Origin of the sequence: Candidatus Frankia nodulisporulans, from assembly GCF_902806475.1 — a bacterium.
GTDB classification, from domain to species: Bacteria; Actinomycetota; Actinomycetes; order Frankiales; family Frankiaceae; genus Frankia; species Frankia umida.
In genome coordinates this window covers 1-19,366 of the sequence record NZ_CADCWS010000016.1, presented here as the reverse complement: position 1 = coordinate 19,366, position 19,366 = coordinate 1, and the positions used below count along the sequence as shown (strand labels likewise).

At 70.5% G+C, this 19,366-nt stretch carries 18 protein-coding genes and 1 pseudogene; 15 read left to right on the top strand and 4 right to left on the bottom strand.

Going from position 1 to position 19,366, the window contains the following annotated elements:
* Window positions 1-875 precede the first annotated feature (875 nt).
* The 8 genes and pseudogenes from atpB (at window position 876) to G6R24_RS03415 (ending at window position 7,948) form a co-directional block, all read left to right on the top strand.
* Window positions 876-1,745, top strand: a complete 870-nt coding sequence (gene atpB / locus G6R24_RS03450; RefSeq protein WP_163547710.1) for a F0F1 ATP synthase subunit A — start codon at window positions 876-878, stop codon at window positions 1,743-1,745.
* Between the two features lie 62 nt (window positions 1,746-1,807).
* Window positions 1,808-2,059: an ATP synthase subunit c family protein gene (locus G6R24_RS03445; protein WP_476695823.1), complete on the top strand. Its 252-nt coding sequence runs from the start codon at window positions 1,808-1,810 to the stop codon at window positions 2,057-2,059.
* 15 nt (window positions 2,060-2,074) lie between these two features.
* Window positions 2,075-2,662 carry a F0F1 ATP synthase subunit B gene (locus G6R24_RS03440; protein ID WP_163547709.1) on the top strand — a complete coding sequence of 196 codons (588 nt, stop codon included), beginning with the start codon at window positions 2,075-2,077 and terminating at the stop codon, window positions 2,660-2,662.
* 2 nt (window positions 2,663-2,664) lie between these two features.
* Entirely contained in the window at window positions 2,665-3,501 is an 837-nt protein-coding gene (locus G6R24_RS03435; RefSeq protein ID WP_163547708.1) for a F0F1 ATP synthase subunit delta, read from the top strand.
* 84 nt (window positions 3,502-3,585) lie between these two features.
* Window positions 3,586-5,145: pseudogene (atpA, locus tag G6R24_RS03430) on the top strand (F0F1 ATP synthase subunit alpha); the annotation flags it as partial.
* A 21-nt stretch (window positions 5,146-5,166) separates the two neighbouring features.
* Complete coding sequence (locus tag G6R24_RS03425) at window positions 5,167-6,075, top strand: F0F1 ATP synthase subunit gamma (protein WP_163547707.1); 909 nt, start codon at window positions 5,167-5,169, stop codon at window positions 6,073-6,075.
* A gap of 173 nt (window positions 6,076-6,248) precedes the next feature.
* Entirely contained in the window at window positions 6,249-7,688 is a 1,440-nt protein-coding gene (gene atpD / locus G6R24_RS03420; protein ID WP_163547706.1) for a F0F1 ATP synthase subunit beta, read from the top strand.
* Window positions 7,688-7,948, top strand: coding sequence for a F0F1 ATP synthase subunit epsilon (locus G6R24_RS03415; RefSeq protein WP_163547705.1), 261 nt, complete (start codon window positions 7,688-7,690; stop codon window positions 7,946-7,948). The genes atpD and G6R24_RS03415 overlap by 1 nt, the downstream gene beginning before the upstream one ends.
* 161 nt (window positions 7,949-8,109) lie before the next feature.
* On the opposite strand, the gene G6R24_RS03410 is transcribed toward G6R24_RS03415, so the two are convergent.
* From G6R24_RS03410 to G6R24_RS03400, 3 genes are read right to left on the bottom strand one after another with little or no spacing between them, the layout of a single operon-like run.
* On the bottom strand, window positions 8,110-8,682 hold the full coding sequence (locus tag G6R24_RS03410; protein ID WP_163547704.1) for a cob(I)yrinic acid a,c-diamide adenosyltransferase: 573 nt from the start codon (window positions 8,680-8,682) through the stop codon (window positions 8,110-8,112).
* 42 nt (window positions 8,683-8,724) lie between these two features.
* Window positions 8,725-9,501, bottom strand: coding sequence for a hypothetical protein (locus G6R24_RS03405; RefSeq protein ID WP_225438072.1), 777 nt, complete (start codon window positions 9,499-9,501; stop codon window positions 8,725-8,727).
* A gap of 4 nt (window positions 9,502-9,505) precedes the next feature.
* Entirely contained in the window at window positions 9,506-10,552 is a 1,047-nt protein-coding gene (locus tag G6R24_RS03400; protein WP_163547703.1) for a hypothetical protein, read from the bottom strand.
* 35 nt (window positions 10,553-10,587) lie between these two features.
* On the opposite strand from G6R24_RS03400, the gene G6R24_RS03395 reads away from it, so the two are divergent.
* Both G6R24_RS03395 and murA read left to right on the top strand, forming a co-directional pair.
* On the top strand, window positions 10,588-11,034 hold the full coding sequence (locus tag G6R24_RS03395; protein ID WP_163547702.1) for an NUDIX hydrolase: 447 nt from the start codon (window positions 10,588-10,590) through the stop codon (window positions 11,032-11,034).
* A 67-nt stretch (window positions 11,035-11,101) separates the two neighbouring features.
* Window positions 11,102-12,406, top strand: coding sequence for a UDP-N-acetylglucosamine 1-carboxyvinyltransferase (gene murA, locus G6R24_RS03390; protein ID WP_225438071.1), 1,305 nt, complete (start codon window positions 11,102-11,104; stop codon window positions 12,404-12,406).
* A gap of 58 nt (window positions 12,407-12,464) precedes the next feature.
* On the opposite strand, the gene G6R24_RS03385 is transcribed toward murA, so the two are convergent.
* Window positions 12,465-12,842: a hypothetical protein gene (locus G6R24_RS03385; RefSeq protein ID WP_225438070.1), complete on the bottom strand. Its 378-nt coding sequence runs from the start codon at window positions 12,840-12,842 to the stop codon at window positions 12,465-12,467.
* A 435-nt stretch (window positions 12,843-13,277) separates the two neighbouring features.
* Here G6R24_RS03385 and G6R24_RS03380 point away from each other — a divergent pair, with 435 nt between their 5' ends.
* The 5 genes from G6R24_RS03380 to G6R24_RS03360 all read left to right on the top strand — a co-directional run.
* Window positions 13,278-13,913, top strand: coding sequence for a hypothetical protein (locus G6R24_RS03380; protein ID WP_225438069.1), 636 nt, complete (start codon window positions 13,278-13,280; stop codon window positions 13,911-13,913).
* Between the two features lie 147 nt (window positions 13,914-14,060).
* Window positions 14,061-16,178, top strand: coding sequence for a protein meaA (locus tag G6R24_RS03375; protein WP_163547701.1), 2,118 nt, complete (start codon window positions 14,061-14,063; stop codon window positions 16,176-16,178).
* Window positions 16,159-16,719, top strand: a complete 561-nt coding sequence (locus G6R24_RS03370; RefSeq protein WP_163547700.1) for an HD domain-containing protein — start codon at window positions 16,159-16,161, stop codon at window positions 16,717-16,719. Before G6R24_RS03375 ends, G6R24_RS03370 begins: the two co-directional genes overlap by 20 nt.
* A 103-nt stretch (window positions 16,720-16,822) precedes the next feature.
* Complete coding sequence (gene nucS / locus G6R24_RS03365) at window positions 16,823-17,485, top strand: endonuclease NucS (protein WP_163547699.1); 663 nt, start codon at window positions 16,823-16,825, stop codon at window positions 17,483-17,485.
* Between the two features lie 177 nt (window positions 17,486-17,662).
* Window positions 17,663-19,366: 3-hydroxyacyl-CoA dehydrogenase family protein (locus G6R24_RS03360; protein ID WP_420840650.1), on the top strand; the 1,704-nt coding region annotated here is incomplete at its 3' end.

The following is a 19,366-nucleotide window of genomic DNA, read 5'->3' as shown; positions in this document are numbered from 1 at the left end:
ACCGTGACCAGGTGGATTCCTGACGGTGCGGAACCATGAGGCCGCGGAACTCGGAACGTCAAGGGTGCAATGCACTTTTTGCTCGCTAATGAGGTGCCAGCCGGCCGCGTGGCCTGTCGTAACGTTGCGATGGTCCCGACCGCGGCGTTCCGAATGGACCCGACCGTTCCTGCCCGAGGGACCTGGTTGCTGGGCATTGTCGGCTGTTCGATGGGTGCTGCCGGTCCGATTTGTCGCGGTCCGGCCGGTCACGAGAAATTCCGTGGCGAACGACCAGCGCGAACCGGTACGCCCGCTTCGTCATGACCTCCTGGGTCATCGACGGCGGGGTCGGGATCGGAGAGAGTGGGGCAGCCAGCACGTGTCGCGAGGGCGGTTAGGAGCGCAGGGTCAGGCATGGCCGACAAGGCCAGGCGGGGCCGCCAGGGCCGTCAAAGCGGCACAACCAGGTGGGAGGGGGTGAAGGTGAGGATGAGGGTGAGCCGGCAGCACCGTGCGTCCACCCCGCCACCAGGTCGACCAGCGACCTGCGTTCGGGCAGCCGCCCGAACGCGACGTCATAAGGTGGTCACGCAATGTGGAATCTTCATCAACGGAGCGAAACCTGCGGACAACGCGCGCATGAGCCAGGATGAACCTCGAAGCGAGTTCGTGCCTGCGGCGCGTGGGTGTGGATAGTATCGCGGTCAACAGGACGTCGGGCGGTCGACACCCATCAGGGTTCGGGTGCGCCGGGGCGTCCTTCGACGCGCTACCGCCGGTTGACTACGAGTCGTTCTTCGGTGTGGGCGTGTCGTGCGAACCCGGTAGGGTGGGGGCAATCTGCCGCCGGCACGGCAAGCTCGCTGAGCCGTGGGTGCCTTACCTAATCGATCATGGAGGTGTCAGTCGTGCCGGTCCTCGCTGATGAGGGCTTCGAAGGACCCACGAAGGAGGTCTTTCAGACCCCGCACTGGTTTGACATCGAGGTCGGTTCCGTACATCTGTACCTCAACAAGGCGACCGGTCTCACGATCTTCGCCGCGCTGTTCGTCGGTGTGATCTTCTGGCTGGGTTTCCGTCAAGCTAGGATCATACCCCGCGGTCTGCAGAACCTGTGCGAGTCCGCCTACGACTTCGTCGACACCCAGATCGCCCGCGGTGTGATCGGCGAGAAGGGAGCGCGGTACACGCCCTACCTGCTGGTCCTGTTCAGCTTCGTGCTGGTCGCGAACTCGCTCGCGGTGATCCCGGGGGCCCAGTTCCCGGCGACGTCACGGGTCGCGGTGCCGATGGTCCTCGCGGTCATCACCTACGTGATGTTCAACTACGCCGGTATCAAGGCCAACGGTGCGGGTGCGTACTTCAAGGAGATGGTCGACCCGGCGCCGACGGCGCCACTGTTCATCCGGGTGCTGCTGGCTCCGATCGAGGTCCTGTCGACCCTGATCGTGCGGCCGTTCACGCTGGCCATCCGGTTGTTCGCGAACATGTTCGCGGGGCACCTCCTGCTGCTGGTCTTCTCCCTGGGCGCGGACTACCTGCTGCCCAAGCCTCCCTTTGTCTTCGGTGTCGCGTCGCTGCTCGTGGCGATTGTCCTCACGGCGTTCGAGCTTGTCATCGACGCTCTCCAGGCCTACATCATCACCATCCTCACCGCCGCCTACATCGGTGGCGCGATGGCGCACGGAGAGCACGAGGTCGCTCCGTCCGAGGATCTCGCCGAGCACGCCCCGGTGGGCGTGCCCGCGGCGGCACACGCCTGATTTCCCTCCTCTCTCTATACCTGCACCGGCGAGCCCGGTGCCTGACTGAATAGGAAAGCACCGTGTCCGTGCTCGAAGTCACCAACGTCCTGGCCTCGAAGGATGCCGTCACCGGCAGCCTCGGCGCAGTCGCCTATGGTCTGGCCGCCATCGGCCCGGGTATCGGCATCGGCCTCATCTTCGGTCTCGGCGTCCAGGCGATCGCGCGCCAGCCCGAGGCGGAGCAGGTGGCCTTCCGGTACATGCTGATCGGATTCGCGCTGGCCGAGGCCCTCGCGCTCATCGGCTTCGTCGTTCCCTTCGTCTTCCCGTAAACCGGGGGAGCGATCATGTCTTTGACAGTTGCCCTTGTGTCTGCCGCCACCGAGAGTGGTGGCCATGACGAGAACGTCCTGATCCCGCCGCTGAGCGAACTGATCATCGGCACGCTGGCGTTCGGGCTGCTGGTGGCCTTCTTCTTCTGGAAGATCCGCCCGCAGGTCTCGAAGGTCTATCAGGAGCGCACCGACCGCATCGAGGGTGGGCTGGCCCGCGCCGAGGCGGCACAGCGTGAGGCACAGGCGCTGCTGGAGGAGTACCGCGCCCAGCTCGCCGAGGCCAGGGCCGAAGCAGCGCGCATCCGGGACGAAGCGCGCAGCGAAGGTCTGCAGATCACCGCGGGTCTCCGGGACGAGGCCCAGCGGGAGATCATCGAACTGCGGGCGCGAGCCGATGCCCAGCTCGCGGCCGACCGGGCACAGATCGTCGCCCAGGTTCGTCGGGAAGTCGGGGACCTCGCCGTCGAACTGGCGTCGAAGATCGTGGGCTACCAGGTGGAGAGCACGACCACCCAGAGCCGGCTGATCGACGATTTCATCGCCGCGCTGGACAACTCGGCCGCGGGTAGCACCGCCGCGCCGGTCGGGCCGGGGGGCTGACGGTGGAGGGAGCCAGCAGGCATGGCCTCGCCGCCGCCCGGGCCACCCTCGACCAGGTGATGGCGACTCCGGTCGGCGTCACCGCGGCCAGCGCCGCCGATGCCGCGCGGGTCGCCGCGGACCTGCGCTCCGTCGCCGCGCTGCTTGGCCGTGAACCGACCGTGCGCCGGGCGTTCACCGACCCCGGCGCGCCGGTCGCGGCCCGCACCGACCTGGCGGCCCGGCTGTTCGCTGGTCAGCTCGCCTCCGCGAGCCTGACCATCGTGCAGGCCGCGGTCAGCGCCCGCTGGTCGCGGCAGACCGATCTGCGCTTCGCGCTGCTCGAGCTGAGCGTCGAGGCGCTGCTGGTCGAGGCCGAACGGGACGGGGCGTTGGAGGAGGTCGAGGACGAGCTGTTCCGGTTCGGTCGGATTCTCGGTCAGAACTCGCAGCTCGCGCTCGCCCTCACCGACCCGGCCGCGCCCACGGAGCTCAAGAACGGGCTGCTGGCCCGCCTGCTGTCCGGGCGGGCCCATCCGGTGACCCTCAAGCTCGCCGAGCAGGCCGCGGCCGACCGGGTGCACGGCGATGTCGAACGGCGCCTGGCTGACTTCAGCCGGATCGCCGCGGCCCGCCGGGACCGGGTCGTCGCGGTCGTCCGTTCGGCGGTGCCGCTGTCCGACGAGGTGGTCACCCGGCTGGGCGCCGCCGTCAGCCGGTACTTCGGTCGCCAGATCCAACTCCAGGTAGACCTCGATCCCACGCTGCTCGGCGGGGTCGTGGTACAGGTCGGTGACGAGGTGGTCGACGGCAGCGTGTTGCGCCGTCTGGTCGCCGCGCGCCGGGCGATGCTCCGGTAGTCGCCGTGGCGATCATGAACCTGCCTGCGACGAACCCTGCCAGCGACGAACCCCGCCAGCGATGCACGACGAAGGACGTAAGCGATGACTGAGCTCTCCATCCGGCCGGAGGAGATCCGCGACGCCCTACGGGAGTACGTCGACTCCTTCCAGGCCACCTCCGCCGGTCGGGAGGAGGTCGGCCGGGTCGTCGTCACCGGCGACGGAATCGCCCGGGTCGAGGGTCTGCCGCACACGATGACCAACGAGCTGCTCGAGTTCCAGGGCGGCGTGCTCGGTCTCGCGCTGAACCTCGAGGTCGGCGAGATCGGTAGCGTCATCCTCGGCGACGCCGAGCACATCCAGGAGGGCCAGGAGGTCCGCCGCACCGGCGAGATCCTCGCGGTCCCGGTCGGCGACGGCTTCCTCGGCCGCGTGGTCGACCCGCTCGGGCGGCCGATCGACGGCCTCGGCGAGATCCAGCTCGAGGGCACCCGTGCCCTCGAGCTGCAGGCGCCGACGGTCGTCCAGCGCCAGCCGGTCAAGGAGCCGCTGCAGACCGGCATCAAGGCGATCGACGCCATGACCGCCATCGGCCGCGGCCAGCGCCAGCTGATCATCGGTGACCGGCAGACCGGCAAGACCACGGTGGCCATCGACGCGATCATCAACCAGCGTGACAACTGGGAATCCGGCGACCCGAAGCGCCAGGTCAAGTGCGTCTACGTGGCCATCGGCCAGAAGAAGTCGACCATCCGCGAGGTGGTGAACACCCTGGAGGAGGCCGGCGCGCTGGCCTACACCACCATCGTCGCCGCCCCCGCGGACGAGCCGGCCGGCTTCAAGTACATCGCCCCCTACTCGGGTTCGGCGATCGCCCAGCACTGGATGTACAACGGCCAGCACGCGCTGATCGTGTTCGACGACCTGTCCAAGCAGGCCGAGGCGTACCGGGCGATCTCGCTGCTGCTGCGCCGCCCGCCGGGCCGTGAGGCATACCCCGGCGACGTGTTCTACCTGCACTCCCGTCTGCTGGAGCGCTGCGCGAAGCTGTCCGACGAGCTGGGCGGCGGATCGCTGACCGGGCTGCCGATCATCGAGACGAAGGCCAGCGACATCTCGGCCTACATCCCGACGAACGTCATCTCGATCACCGACGGCCAGGTCTTCCTGGAGTCGGACCTGTTCAACCAGGGTGTCCGTCCGGCCATCAACGTCGGCACCTCGGTGTCGCGGGTCGGCGGGTCCGCGCAGACCAAGGCGATGAAGTCCGTCGCCGGCCGGCTGCGCCTGGACCTCGCCCAGTACCGCGAGCTGGAGGCGTTCTCCGCCTTCGGTTCCGACCTGGACAAGGCCTCCCGGGACCAGCTGGCCCGGGGTGCGCGGCTGGTCGAGCTGCTCAAGCAGCCGCAGAACCAGCCGTACGCCAGCGAGCGGCAGGTCGTGTCGCTCTGGGCCGGCACCACCGGCAAGCTCGACGACGTGCCGGTGGGCGAGATCCGCCGGTTCGAGCGGGAGTTCCTCGACTACGTCGGCCGCTCGCACGGCACGATCTTCGATTCGATCATCGCCACCGGCAAGCTCGGGGACGACACGGTCTCCTCGCTCGAGACGGCCATCGCCACCTTCAAGAACCAGTTCACGCTGGCCGACGGGCAGCCGCTGGCCCGGAACGAGGGCTGATCCGTGGCGGGGCAGCTTCGTGAGTACCGGCGGCGCATCCGCTCGGTGCAGTCGACGAAGAAGATCACCAAGGCGATGGAGCTGATCGCCGCCTCCCGGATCGCCAAGGCGCGAGCCCGGGTCGCGGCGGCCCGTCCGTACGCCGAGGAGATCACCCGGGTGATCGAGGCGGTGGCGTCGCAGTCGACGACCAGCCACCCGCTGACCACCGGCCGGGAGAACCCCACCCGGGTCGCGGTCGTCGTGGTCACCAGCGACCGTGGTCTGGCCGGCGGGTACAGCTCGAACGCGCTCAAGCGGGCGGGTGAGCTCACCGAGACGCTGCGCGCCGAGGGCAAGGACATCGAGCTGCACGTCGTCGGCCGTAAGGGAGTCGGGTACTACCGCTTCCGCGGCCGCACGATCAACGGCGAGTACACCGGGTTCTCCGAGCAGCCGTCCTACGCCGACGCCAAGTCGGTCGCCGACGCGCTGATCTCGTCGTTCGTCGCCGGCGGCGAGGACGGCGGGGTCGACGAGATCCACCTGGTGCACACCGAGTACGTCTCGGCGCTGACCCAGACGGCCGTCGCGAACCGGCTGCTGCCGAAGGCGCTCGGCGAGTCGGACGGGGCGGCCCCCGCCTCGTCCTCCGGCACGCCGCTGCCCCAGTACGAGTTCGAGCCGTCGGCCGAGGCGGTGCTCGACGCGCTGCTGCCCCGGTACGTCGAAAGCCGGCTCTACGCGGCGCTGCTGGAATCGGCCGCGTCGGAGTCCGCCGCGCGGCAGCGGGCGATGAAGTCGGCCACGGACAACGCCGAGGACCTCGCCCGGATCTACAGCCGCCTGGCCAACCGGGCCCGGCAGGACGCCATCACCCAGGAGATCTCCGAGATCGTCGGTGGGGCGAACGCCCTTGCCTCGGCCGGCTGATCACCTTCGGGCCGGCAACCGGCACTAACGGAACGATCGCAACGTTGTAAGACGGTACGGCGCCGGTGTAGCGGGCTGGGACGAGCCCGCCGCGCCGGCGCAGTGCCCCAGGTGCCAGAGAACGGCTAGCCCGAGGCTGCGGCGACGGGCAACGATGGGAAACTGAGGACGCCATGACCGTCACCACCAGCTCGCCGGCTGCGGCGGAGGGCCGGGCCCCGGGAGTCGGCCGGGTCGCCCGAGTCATCGGACCGGTCGTCGACGTGGAGTTCGCACCAGACGAGCTCCCCGAGATCTATCAGGCACTCGAGGTCGACCGCACAATCGGCGGCCAGACCCTGACACTGACCCTCGAGGTCGCCCAGCACATCGGTGACAACACCGTGCGGGCCATCTCGATGCAGCAGACCGACGGCCTCGTGCGCGGCGCACCCGTGCGCGACACCGGAGCCCCGATCTCCGTTCCGGTCGGCGATGCCACCAAGGGGCACGTGTTCAACGTGCTCGGCACCCCGCTCGACGTCGACAAGGTCGACGCGGAGACCCGCTGGCCGATCCACCGCTCGGCCCCGGCGTTCGACCAGCTCGAGTCGAAGACCGAGATGTTCACCACCGGCATCAAGGTCATCGACCTGCTCGCCCCGTACGTGCGCGGTGGCAAGATCGGCCTGTTCGGCGGTGCGGGCGTCGGCAAGACCGTCATCATCCAGGAGATGATCCGCCGGGTCGCCAAGGAGTTCGGTGGCGTGTCGGTGTTCGCCGGGGTCGGCGAGCGCACCCGCGAGGGCAACGACCTGTTCCTGGAGATGACCGAGGCCGGCGTCATCGAGGACACCGCCCTGGTGTTCGGCCAGATGGACGAGCCGCCCGGCACCCGGCTGCGGGTGGCGTTGGGCGCCCTCACCATGGCCGAGTACTTCCGCGATGTCCAGAAGCAGGACGTGCTGCTGTTCATCGACAACATCTTCCGGTTCACCCAGGCCGGTTCCGAGGTGTCGACCCTGCTCGGCCGGATGCCGTCGGCCGTGGGCTACCAGCCCACCCTGGCCGACGAGATGGGCGTCCTGCAGGAGCGGATCACCTCCACCCGCGGTCACTCGATCACCTCGCTGCAGGCGATCTACGTCCCCGCGGACGACCTGACCGACCCGGCGCCGGCGACGACGTTCACCCACCTCGACGCCCAGACGGTGCTCGACCGGTCGATCTCCGACCTCGGTATCTACCCCGCGGTCAGCCCGCTGGACTCCAACTCCCGCATCCTCGACCCGCGCTACATCGGGCAGGAGCACTACGACACCGCCCGCGAGGTCCAGCGCATCCTGCAGCGCTACAAGGACCTCCAGGACATCATCGCCATCCTCGGCATCGACGAGCTCTCCGAAGAGGACAAGATCCTCGTCAACCGGGCCCGTCGTATCCAGCGGTTCCTGTCGCAGCCGTTCTTCGTCGCGGAGCAGTTCACCAACATCCCCGGCAAGTTCGTCCCGCTGGACGAGACGATCGACTCGTTCAAGCGGCTCACCCAGGGCGACTTCGACCACCTGCCCGAGCAGGCGTTCTTCATGTGCGGTGGTATCGAGGAAGCCGAGAAGAACGCCGAGAACCTCTGATGCCCATCCGGGTCGCGATCGTCTCGCCCGAGCAGGAGGTGTGGTCCGGCGACGCCGACATGGTGATCGCCCGCACCACCGACGGTGACCTCGGTGTACTGCCCGGCCACGTGCCGCTGCTGGGGGTCCTGGCCCCCGGTGGCACCGTCCGGGTGAAGACCGGCGGTCAGGAGATCTCCGCGGCGGTCGACGGTGGCTTCATCTCCGTCACCCACTCCGGCGTCAGCATCCTGGCCGAAACCGCCACTCTGAGCAGTTGACCGCCACACCGAACAGCTGACCACCGCCTGGATCGGCTGGCCGTCCCGGTCAGCTGGGCGGCTGGCGGTTCCGACCGGCTGGCTCACGTCAGCCGGTCGGGTATCTCACGGGCGCGTTCCTCGCACGACGGGGACGCGCCCGTCGCACGTCCACCCGGGGATCAGGCGTGGGCGGCGGGTCGCCAGAGGATGTCGCCGCCGGGGTTCGCGATGCGGGCGAGGATGAACAGAAGGTCCGAGAGCCGGTTGAGGTAACGGGCCGGCAGGGGACCGGTGTGCTCCGGGTCGGCCTCGAGCAGCGCCCAGACCGACCGCTCGGCCCGCCGGGCGACCGTGCGGGCGGTGTGCAGCAGAGCGGCACCCGGCGTCCCACCGGGGAGGATGAACGAGGCGAGCTTCGGCAGATCGGCGTTGAACCGGTCGCAGGCCTCCTCCAGCCGGTCGACATAGCCCTCGGTGATCCGCAGCGGCGGATAGGGCGGGTCCGCCACGACCGGGGTGCACAGGTCGGCGCCGACGTCGAACAGGTCGTTCTGGACCTGCCCGAGCACGGTGCGCACCTCGTCCGCCAGCCCGCCGAGGGCCAGCGCCACGCCGATCGCCGCGTTCGCCTCGTCGACGTCGGCGTAGGCGGCCAGCCGCGGATCCGTCTTCGCCACCCGGGACATGTCACCGAGCGCCGTCGTCCCGTCGTCACCGGTACGGGTGTAGATCCGGGTCAGGTGTACCGCCATGCCCCCAGTCTAGGAAGCGGGCCGGCCCGACGCGCGGGGCCGTCAGTCCGTCCGGGACAGCCGGGCGTGCAGCATGGTCGCGTCGTCGCTGATACTGAATCGCGGGAAGGCCACTCGGGCGGAGTCGGCTCGTTCCGCCGTTCGGAGTCGGTCGAGCAGAGCCTCCGCCCGCCCGGCGGCGATCTCGTCCAGCAACGCGTCGGTATCGGTGACCAGACCGAAGGGATGCAGTGCCCGGGCGAAGCCGTCGGACATCACCACCAGCTCCATCCCGGATGTGATCGGCACCGTGGTGACGAACGCGTGCTCGGCGGCCTCGGGGACGTCCGCCAGCACCCAGAGTCCCGCCGGGGTGTTGCGCTGGATTCGGCGTTCCCGGTTGGTGGCCTGGGCTCGGGCATAGACGGTCGCGGGTGCGACACCACGATCAAGCTCCGCGCGGACCGCGTCGAGCAGCCGTTCCTCCGCGCCGTCGAACTGCGGGTCGACGAAGGCGGCCGCACGAGAGCAGGACTGTCTCCGAGCAGGCAGAGTTCGAGGTGGTCGTGCACCAGGCGCACGAGGCTGAGGGTTCGCGCTGGGAAAGCCGGCGGCATCGGCCAGCCCCGCGTGTCGACCGGCTTCGCGGACATACAGGATGAGCTCACGTACGACGTCACGTATGGGCCGCCCGGACTCCGCCCAGGGCGTCCGGGCCAGATAGGCGCTGGCTGTCGCGGCGAGCCAGGCCGCCGGGGAACGGCCCTCCACCAGGGTGTGATCGCCCAGCTGGCTCGCACCGTCGATCACCCAGACGGCGGCCCGCCGGGCACCGGCCACATCCTCATTGTGCGTCTTGTCCGACCTGCTGACGCACTGCACCACCCGCATCCGCCGGCCCCCACGCAGTCATGACGAACCCCGCCAGCAGGAGTATCAGACCGATGACCGCTGGTGCGAGGCGTTGGCTCGTTGACGCATGGCCGGACGATCCGCTGATCAGCACATGGAATCCCCAGAAGACCAGCAGCGTCACCCCGCCGGCAAGGGTCAGCAGCCCGGCGGCCGGCCTCGCGGGCTGCCCGGCTGCGATGGTGGCCGCCGTTGTGATGAAGGCGATCACGGCGGCCAGCAGGCCCATGATCTCCAGGACCTGGCCGCGAACCTGGCGGAGTTCCCGTACGGCAGCCTCCTGCCGTTCGGCGAGGCGCTCAGCCTCCTGGGCGTACTGGATGCGGGCGCGAATGATCTGATAATCGCCCATGCGCAGGGGGTATTCGGCGCCTGCGCTGTCCTCGTCCTCAATGGCCCGAGCGATGCTCGCGCGGGCGGCGGCGAAGGAGCCGCGTAATGTCGCGATGCGCGCATGGGTGGCGTGATAGCGAGGGTAGCCACCCTCGCTGAGCGCGATCGCCTGACGGATATAGCGCTCGGCGTCAAGGAGCGGGCGTCGATCCTGTTCCGGCTCGCGTTCGTGGCGGTCCGCGATGATCTGTGCGGCGAGGTGAAGGACGCCGGGCACTCCCGGCAGACGCGTGACGGCCTCCACCGCGAAGGTGAGGGCGGCGTCCAGGTTGGCGGGCTCGTCGTCGAGCGTGGCGTAGTACTCGGCCTGGAGAAAGTAGAACATCGGGTGCTCGCCGAAGGCGGACTGGTAGCGGTCGGTGTTTGCTCGGTGGCGTCTATGATCCCGGCGCCGCCAGGCTCGCACCTGTAGGCAGTAGAAGGCGTTGAACCGGGTCTGCTCCGGAAGGTCGGAGTTGTCGACCGCGGCGGTCAACGCGTCATCGCCCGCCGCTGGCTCGGACAGCAGCGCGCGGGCCGCGGTCCCGAACGAGGGATGGGTCTCGGCTGGAAGTCGTGCCAGCCGTTCGGGCAGCGTGTCGGTCACGTCGACTTCTGTGAGACAAAGAGTACGTTCCGTGCATGCATTCGGTGAGCGTAGCGGGCGTGGTGCTTCGTGCGAACGGGGACGTTCTTGGGATCAGGCGGCGGGATACCGGGGAATGGCAGATTCCGGGTGGCGTGCTCGAGCGGGACGAGTCGATCCACGACGGGGTGCGGCGGGAGATCGCGGAGGAGACCGGTCTGCTCGTCCGACCCCTACGGCTCACCGGTGTGTATCTGAATCTGCCGCGGGCGGTGGTGGCGATGGTGTTCCTCTGCGCGGCCGAGGGCGAGACGGTCGCCGCCAGCACGGAGGAGGCGTCGGAGGTCGGCTGGCTTTCGACCGGCGAGGTGCGGACACGGTTCGAGGGGGTGTTCGCGGTGCGGGTGGCGGACGCGCTGGTGGGCCGGGATGAGGCGTTCGTGCGGGTGCACGACGGGGTGTCGGTCCTGGCGGAGGGCGCTGGGGGACAAGGCGATTACTAGGTGTGCTTGTGGTCAAAGTGGTGGGGGCCGGTGAAGATCTTCCGGCCAGGACCTAGCATCGAGATCCGTGGAACGCTTCGTGGTGACTGGCGGCACCCGGTTGATCGGTGAGGTCGCCGTTCCGGGTGCGAAGAACTCGGTGCTGAAGTTGATGGCCGCGAGTCTGTTGGCTCCCGGCCGGACGGTCCTGACGGCCGTCCCCGACATCCTTGACGTGACGGTGATGGCGGACGTGCTCACGGGGCTGGGTGCCACCGTGAGCCGGCACCGGGAGTGGGAGAAACCCTCGGGGGGCGGCGCGGCGGGCGGGCGGTTGTGCATCGACATGCCCGAGGACGCCGGGGGAGCCGCCGATGGGGATCTGGTGCGGCGCATCCGGGCGTCCGTGGCGGTGCTCGGGCCGTTGGTGGCGCGCCGCGGTGAGGCCCGGGTGGCGCTGCCCGGCGGGGACGCGATCGGGTCGCGGGCCCTGGACATCCACGTCAACGGGCTGACCCAGCTGGGTGCGGTGGTGGACGTGGAGGACGGGGTGCTCGTCGCGCGCACCGACGGGCGGTTGCAGGGGGCGTCGATCTGGCTGGACTTTCCCAGCGTCGGCGCCACCGAGAACCTGGTGATGGCGGCGGTGCTGGCGAAGGGCACGACCGTCATCGACAACGCCGCGCGCGAGCCGGAGATCGCAGATCTGTGCGCGATGCTGACGGCGATGGGGGCGCAGATCGGTGGGGCGGGGTCGTCCACGCTCGTGGTGGACGGGGTGGACGGGCTGTCCGCCGTGGAGCACGAGACGGTGGCGGATCGGATCGTCGCCGGGACGTACGCGGTCGGCGCGCTGATGACCGGCGGGGACGTGCTGATCCGTGGCGGTCGGGTGGAGCATCTCGCGATCGTGTTGGAGAAGCTGGTCGAGGCCGGCGCGCGGGTCGACGTGCGCGGGGACGGGTTTCGGGTGGCGGGGTCGGAGCGGCCGCGTTCGATCGATGTGATGACCCTGCCGTACCCGGGGTTCCCGACGGATCTGCTGCCGCAGGTGATCGCGTTGGAGGCGATCAGCTCCGGCACGTCGCTGATCACCGAGAACGTGTTCGACAGTCGGTTCGTGTTCTGCCGGGAGCTGCACACGCTGGGCGCCGATCTGCGTACCGACGGCCATCACGTCGTCGTGCGCCCGGCCGCTCGGCTGACCGGTACGCGGGTGATGGCCTCGGACGTGCGGGCGGGGGCTGCCCTGGTGCTCGCGGGTCTGGTCGCCGACGGGGTCACCGAGGTGACCGAGGTGCACCACATCGACCGCGGCTACGCCCATTTCGTCGAGGATCTGCGGGCGTTGGGCGCCGACATCACCCGCGTCCGGGACCGCGCGGTCGCCTGAAGGTGCCACCGGTCATCCACTCGTCCGCCGCTCGGGTGGGAGGGCCGGCGCCCCGAGGTCAGGCGTAGGGGAGCTGGCCGCCGCGGGGCGGGTGCAGGGTGTGGGTGGCGCGGGCGGCGTCCACGCCGAAGACGAGCACGTGGCGGCGGTGGCGCGGGCGGGACAGGATGTTGCCGGACGCGTCGATGTGCAGCGGGGTCATCGCCATCGCCCACGTGGAGCGGATGCCCTGGGTGCACAGGACCGCCTGGGCGAGGGTCACCTCGGCCGGGGTGTCGACGATGGCGACGGGCACGAGCAGCCCGAAGTCGTGACCGAGCGGGATACCGCGGGGCAGGGCCCGCAGCGGAGTGCTCGCCCACCGCGCCGCGATCAGCAGCAGCCCCAGTACCACCACCAGCACCGTCGGCCCGATGAGGAACTCCGCCGTGTTCACGGCCGCCCGACACCTCCCGACGCCCCGCTGCTCCGAGGCGGCCCGTCCGGCCTGGCGTGGCTCGCCCGGCCCGCCGTCCATCGTCCCAGACGTTCGCACCGGTCGGCGGGTTCCCGACCGATGCGGGCCGATCCGTCCCCGCGACCTGGCCGCATCTGGTGGTCGGTGGACCGCGTCTGGACGCACGCGGCCGCAGCCTCGCGGCCGGGTCGGCGAATCGTGCGGTGTTTCGCTGGCTGCGGAGGATGATGGCGATGGTGCGATCCGATCGTCTGGTAAGCGGATCGAACCCAAGGGAAAGCGGTGTGTCATCCAGGGTGTGCCTGCCTGCCGTGCGCCCGTCGGATGGGGCATGCTTGCCGGGTACGTGCTGATCGGGTTCGGCCTACGGGTGGCGGCTCGCCGGTCACGGCACGGTGGAGGTTGGACGGAGGCGTGCAGGACGTGGAGGTGCCCGCGCAGGTGGATATCGCCAGCGAACGCGGCGCGCGGCCCATGGGGCTGCTCGGGGCGCGTGAGCTGCGGCCCGTCGTGGTGATCGTGGCGTTCGTCGTCGCGATCGTGCTCGGCGTGGGGATCGGGTTCGTCACCGCCGATCGTGACCAGTCCGCCGGCGACACCGCGACCGGTCAGACGCCCGTGGCCGAGCTCAGCCCGGTGCAGGGGACGCCGTCCTGGGCGGCCACGCGCAGTCCGGGCGCGGCACACCAGATGGTGCTCAACTCCGAACCGAACCCGGCGGCGCTCCGCCTGGCCCTGCAGTTCACCGTGGCGGCCGAGATCAAGGAGACCGACCCCTCCACCACCGTCACCGCCGCGCAGGTGACGGTGGTGGAGGGCATGTACTTCGGTGCGGTCGAGGGTGTGGACGCCGCGCAGGACCAGTACTGGGCGATCGGCCGGATCAACGTCGCCGGTGCCGCCAGCCCGCCGGCCGATCCGCATGTGTGGCGCCGGATCGGGTCCGGGCCCTGGACGATCGTGAGCCACGGCGCCGGAGCCTGCGACAGCATCCCCAAGGCCCTGGTGGACGTCTGGAAGGGTTCGCTGCAGCCCTGCATCGGCGCCTGAGCGGGTAGCGGGGTATGGACGTTCGGTGAGCGCCGGCGGGGCGTGTGGTCGTAATCTCATGCCCTCGCCCGCCGTCCGCTCGGCCGGGGCGGGAACACGTCCGTCCCCGGCCGCCGGCGCGGCCCGCTCGGAAATGAGGCCGCGGCGATGACACCAGTGGAGTCGGCGGCAGCGGCTCGGGACCGGCCCTGGATCTTTCGGACCTACGCGGGGCATTCGAGCGCGGCGCGCAGCAACGCGCTCTACCGGCGCAACCTGGCCAAGGGGCAGACCGGCCTGTCGGTCGCCTTCGACCTACCCACCCAGACGGGCTATGACCCGGACCATCCGCTGGCCCGCGGTGAGGTCGGCCGGGTGGGCGTGCCGATCGCGCATCTGGGTGACCTGCGCCAGCTGTTCGACGAGATCCCGCTGGCGCGGATGAACACGTCCATGACGATCAATGCCACGGCGATGTGGCTGCTGGCGCTCTACCAGATCGTCGCGCAGGAGCAGGGCGCCGACCCGGCGCAGCTCGCCGGCACCACCCAGAACGACATCATCAAGGAGTACCTCTCCCGCGGGACGTATGTCTTCCCACCCGGGCCGTCCCTGCGCCTGGTCACCGACGTCATCGCGTACGCGGTCACGGAACTGCCGCGCTGGAACCCGATCAACATCTGCAGCTACCACCTCCAGGAAGCCGGCGCCACCCCGGTGCAGGAGCTCGCCTTCTCGATCTGCTCGGCGATCGCCGTGCTGGACGCGGTGGCCGCCGCGGGTATCGGCACGCCGGAGCGGATGAGCGAGGTCTGCCGGCGGGTGTCCTTCTTCGTCAACGCCGGCGAGCGGTTCGTCGAGGAACTGTGCAAGATGCGCGCGTTCGTCGCCCTCTGGGACGAGCTGCTGCGCACCCGCTACGGGGTGACCGACCCAGCCGCCCGCCGGTTCCGCTACGGCGTGCAGGTCAACTCGCTCGGCCTGACCGAGGCACAGCCGGAGAACAACATCATCCGGATCGTGCTGGAGACCCTCGGGGTGACACTGTCGAAGAACGCCCGCTGCCGCGCGTTGCAGCTACCGGCCTGGAACGAGGCGCTGGGCCTGCCCCGGCCGTGGGACCAGCAGTGGTCGCTGCGCATCCAGCAGATCCTCGCGCACGAGACCGATCTGCTCGAGCATGAGGATCTCTTCGAGGGCTCGGTCGTCGTGGCGGCCCGGGTGGACGAGCTGGTCGCCAGCGCCCGCGCGGAGATCGACCGGGTGCAGGCGATGGGGGGCGCGGTGGCCGCCGTGGAAAGCGGCTACCTGAAGTCGGCGATGGTGTCCGCCCAGGCCGACCGCCGGGCCCGGATCGAGGATGGTACCCAGGTCGTCGTCGGCGTGAACAGGTTCACCGAGACCGAGCCGAACCCACTGCTCGCCGAGCTGGACGCGGCGATCCAGCCGGTCGACCCCGAGGCCGAGAAGGCGGCGCAGCGTGCCGTCGCCGCCTGGCGGGCCGGACGGGACGCGGCCGCCGTCCGCGCGACCCTGCTCGAGCTGCGCGCCGCCGCCGCGACCACCGCGAACCTGATGCCCGCCACCCTGGCCTGCGTCCGCGCCGGGGTGACCACTGGCGAGTGGACTGACACTCTTCGTGAGATCTTCGGCGAGTACCGCGCCCCGACCGGCGTCGCCGGCGCCACCCGCACCATCGCCCCAGGCACGTCGTCCACGGCAGGCGGCTCGTCCACACCAGGCACGTCGTCCACGGCAGGCACGTCGTCCACGGCAGGTGTCCCGTCCAGCGGGGGTGAGGTGGGAGCGGGGGGACGTTCGCGGGCGGACGAGGTGCGTGAGCTGGTCGTGCGCACCCGGGCCGAGCTGGGGCGGCCGGTCCGGCTGCTGATCGGCAAGCCCGGTCTGGACGGGCACTCCAACGGCGCCGAACAGATCGCGGTGCGGGCCCGTGACGCCGGATTCGAAGTGATCTACCAGGGCATCCGGTTGACGCCGGCGCAGATCGTGGCCGCGGCGATCGAGGAGGACGTCCACGTGGTGGGCCTGTCCATCCTCTCCGGTGCCCATCTGGACCTGGCGACGGAGGTGATCGGCGGGCTGCGGGCCGCTGGTGCCGGCGACCTACCGGTGATCGTCGGGGGCATCATCCCGGCGGCCGACGCACAACGCCTGACCCGACTCGGCGTGGCCGGCGTCTTCACTCCCCGTGACTTCGAGCTGGACGCCATCATCCTGAACATCCTGGAGGTCGTACGGTCAGCTCATGGGCTCGAGTCCTCCTGACGGCACCCCTGCCACCTCCACCACGGCTGCTCCGGCGGTGCCCTCGCTCGAGGACGCGGTGGCGCTGGCGACCCGGATGCACGCCGGGCAACGGGACAAGGCCGGTGACGAGTACATCGGCCATCCCCGTCGGGTCATGGAGACGGTGTCCCGCACCGCCGGACCGGCCGGGGTCGACCCCCTGGCCGCCCAGTTCGCCGCGATCCTGCATGACGTCGTCGAGGACAGCGAGATCACGCTGGAACACCTGACCGCGGCCGGATATCCAACCCCGGTCGTCGCCGCGGTGGACGCGCTCTCGCATCGTCCGGACGAGCCCATGCGCGACTATCTGGCCCGGGTCGCCGCCGACCCGCTGGCCGTCGTCGTCAAACACGCCGACATGCAGGACAACTCCGACCCCGTCCGGCTGGCGCGGCTGGGCGCCGAGAAGGCACAGGCCCTGGGCCAGCGCTACGCCGGGCGCCGGGCGTTGCTCGACGACCTGGTGCTCCAACACCACCGCGGCGCCGCGAAGCCCTCCGCCGGGGGATCTTCCTGACGGTCCTGTCGCTGGTCTGTCGTGGGCGTTCGGCGGGCGCCGGACGACCGCTGGCGGTCGGGGGTCGGGCAGGGTGCCGGATCGGGCACGGTACCGTGACCGCATGCGGTTGGTGATCGCTCGGTGCAGCGTCGACTACGTCGGGCGGCTCACCGCCCATCTGCCAAGCGCGGTACGGCTCGTGCTGGTCAAGGCGGACGGTTCGGTGTCCATCCACGCGGATGGCCGAGCGTACAAACCGCTGAACTGGATGAGCCCGCCCTGCGTCATCGCCGAGGAGCCCGGCGTGTGGCGGGTGAGCAACAAGGCGTCCGAACAGCTCATCATCACCATCGAGGACGTGCTCCACGACTCCAGCCATGAGCTGGGAATCGACCCCGGTCTGCGCAAGGACGGCGTCGAGGCGCACCTGCAGGTCCTGCTGGCCGACCGTCCGGACGCGATCGCACCCGGGCTCACCCTGGTCCGCCGGGAGTACGAGACCGGCATCGGTCCCGTGGACCTGCTCTGCCGCGATCTCGACGGCTCCACGGTCGCCGTCGAGATCAAGCGCAAGGGTGAGATCGACGGAGTCGAGCAGCTCACCCGCTACCTGGCCCGGCTGCGTGATGATCCGGCACTGCCGCGACCGGTGCGGGGCATCCTCGCGGCCCAGTCCATCACCCCCCAGGCCCGTCTGCTCGCCGCCGACCGCGGCCTGGGCTGCGCCGTCGTCGACTATGACGACCTGCGCGGCCTGGAACCCTCCATCCCCACCCTGTTCTGACCCTCGCCCCCACGGCGACACCGCGCATCCCGCGCATCCGCGGCCTCGCACCGGGGCGTCGTGAACCATGGCCGTGGTTCGCCGGCGGATGATCGTCGGGCCGGGCCGGGGGTGGCCTGGGAGGATCGGCGTGTCCGCGGTATCACCGTCGGTAGCGGGGGGCGTGGCATGGCCGAGATGTCGTTGTCGGGGCGGCCGATCGCCGTCGTGGGACTGGGCACGATGGGCGCGGGGATCGCCGAGGCGCTCGCCCGGGCGGGGTTCACGGTGGTCGGAATCGAGCGGGACGCCGACGCGCTGCGCCGCGGCGGTGAACGGGTGGCGCGATCGCTCGAACGGGCCAGGGCGCACGGCCAGCTTGATGCGGCCGGGCACGATGCCGTGGTCGCCCGGCTGCGGCTTGGCACCGATCTCGCGGCGGTCGCCGCCGCGGGGACGAGCGGCTGCGGGCTGGTCATCGAGGCGGTCGAGGAGCGGCTGGAGGCCAAGGCGGCACTGCTCGCCCGGCTGGACGAGCTGGCCGCGCCGGACACGGTGCTCGCGACCAACACCAGCTCGCTGTCGGTGCTGGAGCTCGCCGCCGGGACGGGACGACCGCAGCGCGTCCTGGGCATGCACTGGTTCAACCCGGCGCCGGTGATGCGCCTGGTCGAGGTGGTGCGCACGGTGGTGACCGACCCCGATGCGCTGGCGATGGTGGTCGAGGTGGCCGAGGCGGCCGGCAAGACACCGGTCGTGACCGCCGACCGGGCCGGGTTCATCGCGAACGCCCTGCTGTTCGGCTATCTCAACGACGCGGTGCGGATGGCCGAGGCCCGCTTCGCCACCGCGTCCGACATCGACACCGCGATGCGGCTGGGCTGCGGGCATCCGATGGGGCCGCTCGCCCTGCTCGACCTGATCGGGCTGGACACCGCCCGGGAGATCCTCGACTCGATGTTCGCCCAGACCGGCGATCGCCGCCACGCGCCGGCGCCGCTGCTCGGCCAGCTCGTCGCCGCCGGCCTGCTGGGACGCAAGTCCGGACGGGGCTTCCACACCTACCCGCCGGCCACCGGCCCGGACTCGAACGGGACGGTGCCGGGCGACCCGACACCAGCGGCAGTACCGGCAGCGGCAGTTCCGGCAGCGGTAGCAGCGCCGCCGTCCCGGCCGGTACGCGTGTGCGGGGTGGTGGGCGGCGGCACGATGGCGCTGGGGATCACGCAGGTGCTGCTGCGCAGCGGGCATGAGGTGGTGGTGCGGGTGCGCCGTCCCGACCAGGCGGATCCCGCCGCGGCCGGGGGAGTGCGGGGACGGTTGGACGCCGCGCTGGCGGCCGCGGTGGCCCGTGGACGGTGCACCGAGGACGAGCGTGCGGCGGCGCTCGGCCGGTTGCGGACCACGACCGACCTGGGAGATCTCGGCGACTGCGACATCCTCATCGAGGCCGTGGTCGAGGATCTGGCGGTCAAACGGGCGCTGTTCAGCGATCTGGACAAGGTGGCCCGACCGGGGGCGGTGCTCGCGACGACCACGTCATCCCTGCCGGTGATCGAATGTGCCACGGCGACGAGCCGGCCGCGGGATGTCGTGGGGATGCACTGGTTCAACCCGGCGCCGGCGATGCGTCTGGTCGAGGTGGTGCCGACGGTGCTCACGGGGGCGGCGGCGACCGAGACGGTGCTGGCGCTGGCGCGAGCGGCGGGGCAGCAGCCGGTGCGCTGCGCCGACCGGGCGGGCTTCATCGTCAACGCACTGCTGTTCCCGTATCTGGGCGACGCGATCCGCATGGTGGCGGCCCACTACGCCACGATGGAGGACATCGACACGGCGATGACGCTCGGGTGTGCCCATCCGATGGGGCCGTTCGCGCTCGCGGACGTGATCGGACTGGACGTC